The sequence below is a fragment of the Algoriphagus sp. genome (genome assembly GCF_013373065.1).
Lineage (GTDB): Bacteria > Bacteroidota > Bacteroidia > Cytophagales > Cyclobacteriaceae > Algoriphagus.
The window spans coordinates 1-2,878 of record NZ_JABXIN010000037.1 but is presented as its reverse complement, the minus strand read 5'-3'; the positions used below and the strand labels follow the sequence as shown (position 1 = coordinate 2,878).

General features: G+C 33.1%; 2 protein-coding genes. Both read right to left on the bottom strand.

The features are described from left to right. Positions 1 to 461: 461 nt before the first annotated feature. The gene (locus tag HWE15_RS15955) at positions 462 to 1,298 is read right to left on the bottom strand and encodes an alpha/beta hydrolase (protein WP_290508537.1); all 837 of its coding nucleotides are present in this window, start codon (positions 1,296 to 1,298) and stop codon (positions 462 to 464) included. Positions 1,299 to 1,426: 128 nt separating this feature from the next. After that, positions 1,427 to 2,110 (bottom strand): hypothetical protein, encoded by a 684-nt coding sequence (locus HWE15_RS15950; RefSeq protein WP_290508536.1) that lies wholly within the window; start codon positions 2,108 to 2,110, stop codon positions 1,427 to 1,429. Between the last annotated feature and the right edge of the window lie 768 nt (positions 2,111 to 2,878).

Genomic DNA, 2,878 nt, shown 5'->3' with positions numbered 1-2,878 from the left:
TTTTTTTTATAAACAGGTTCAAACAAAAAAGCTCCAAGGTTTCCCTTGAAGCTTTTCTGATTTCTTGCTTTTGCGACTTACCACTCGGTATGAAATATCCCTTCCCGGAGGGGAATTCAGCAAAAACTCAATCAATTCGGAATATGGTTCTCAGAATAAGTATTCTGTCTGAAAATAGCTGTCATTAGCTACTACTATCTTCGTTTTTATGCGATAGGGATAACGGTTTAAATATGGTGCGTTTGGTATTTCAGGAATCCAAACAATCAATTACCTGCCATATTCCGCTATAGATATCACATTCAATATTAGTTTATCTGCCAAATGCACTATATTTTTTGTTGTGCTTTCGTTATTTATATTATTAACTTTTTGCTGTTTTTTCAACCTGCGTTTGTCAGACATACTATTGATAATGTAAGGTTCTTTATTTATCAATTAATATTAACATCAGCAATTAATCATTTGGCGATATAATCCAAGGAAACCAAAAAGTTTTCTATGTCCTTTAATGTTTTTTCATAGATTTCCTTGCTATTCTTATAGTCAAAAAAACCATGTCGTTGATCTTCATAAAGAATCACTTCACAACGATTATTCTGAGCTCTCATTACATCTCTGAAATATTCAATTACTGAAACAGGAATAAATTGGTCAGCTGTTCCATGAAGAATGATAGTCGGGGGAGCATTTGGAGTTATGTTTTGTAATGGCGAAATTTCCAGATATTTTTCACCTAGCATCCCATAAATTTCCGGATCGATGGGGCCAAGATCCACAACAGGGTTTAATAAAACCAAGGCATTTGGTTTTGGACTAATAGACAAGTCGTCTTCAGGGTCGTTACAACCTTGAATAAATGCGCTTGCAGCAGCTAAGTGTCCACCAGAAGAACCACCGACGGCAATTAACTTATTGCTGTCCACAAAATATTGCCTGGCATTTGCTCGAATGTGTCTAATAGATGATTTTGCATTGGCTGTACGCGACCAAACAGCAAAGTCTTTTTTATCCACTTGGTCGTAATGTTGTACTAAAAAGCATACTATCCCTTTTGAGGAAAAGTATGTTGCTTGTGGGGTAAATTGATTCAGATGATCCCATTTCCCAGAAAAGAATACCATGCCTGGGTAATTTTGACTTTTATCGAGATTCGGCGGATAGATTACCCTCATCTTTAAGGCAATGGTATCGGATATTTTATAAACTACTGTTTGAGAAATTGATGATATATCCTGGGCTTTCACCTGAATAATAAAATGGATGAAAAGGATGATAAATAAATACTTTCTATTCATGGTTGCTGGTTATTTATAATGAAGCACAACGTTGAGTATATGCAAAGTAGGTGAATGCGGGCTTCAAACTTATCAAACCGTTTCGATTTTGAAGCAGACTACAGCCTTTGAATTTACTACTATCTCGCCTATTTTGTATATACATTGTTGGCGGTAGTTAATAATTGATTGAGCTCTCTAAGCTTTTTTAGGTTCTCTTCATAACCTTTTATTTTCTGGCTTAAAAGTGCGTCATACCCGATTACAATATTTTCAAATTCGGGACTTTCTATAAAATTATCTTGAAGGGATGTAAAATCACTAAATCTAATATTCTTAAAGAAAAAAGGTGTGACATATTCATTTACATAATCTGATAGAATACTCTCTAGTTGAGATGTAGTTTGATAAGAATTATAAGTGTCAATTAATTTCTCTCTATATTCTAAGTCACTAATTAGCTTAAATTCTCCTGACTCTGTGATGTTTTCCATTGTTACTACAGATGGATGAAAGTCAGACAATGCCATCATGCTAGCTGACAGGTTTTTAATCCTATTATCTTCATAATCTTTTGAAAGAAGAACTTGCTTTAGGGTGTCAATATCATTTTTTGTTTTAAGTGCAAATTCTAAAGCTGAGGAAAGGGCTAATTCGTTATCTCGATTTTCTTCATAGAAGCTATTCAAATAGTCTACCTCTTGGGCGTGAGATTTCCTGGATTCTTTGAAATTATTAAGCTGAAAAGCTATTGTTATGCCGATTATTACAATGAGAAGGTCAATCAGTTTTGATTTCCAATCAATGCCTAATTTCCATTTTAATTTTTTCATTCAGTATAATATTTGGTACATATTATTACCGCCAACGGTCTCGTGTATGTGACGTGGCGGGCTTTTGCCCGACATGAGCACATACACAATGTTAGCGGTTCGGCTTTATGATTATAATTCATTTGACAAGTTTCTATTATGATAATTCCTTACGGTTAGGACGGCTGTAATCAAAAAAGGAATGGTTGAAATTAGAATTTTATAGTTTAAACTTATTAATCCAATTAGAAACATAAATAGCAATAAAATGCCGATACCACCTATTCCGATATATGTAATTATTTTATTCGTTCTTTTTTGAAATAGAGTATAGAGAAGCAATAATTGCCCAATTAACGGAAGCAATATAAAAGGATGAACTATCGAATTTGGGTCTTGAACAAATTTTGAAAATATTTCAATTTCCCCTTGAAGTAGAAACATACTATTGTTACCACCCCATTCTAAATACCCAATAAATGAGGTAAGTATTAAGCAGACATTTAATAATTTATCCTTTATCATCCTTTAAATAACACTAAGTTTAATTGTTGAATAGTGGTGTAAATATTTTTAATCCAACAAAATTATGTTAATTAATAGCTATTTTTCTTTTTTGCTGACCGCTAACTTGTTTATTTCCGTCATGAAATGGCGTTTATTAATCTATTTCGGATGGATATACGCCATAATCCAGACTATTTTATGGCGTTTATTTTTTTACAAATCATCAAATGGAGACTTAATATTTTGAAGAGATTTGGTTGAAACATGCGTGTAGATTTCGGT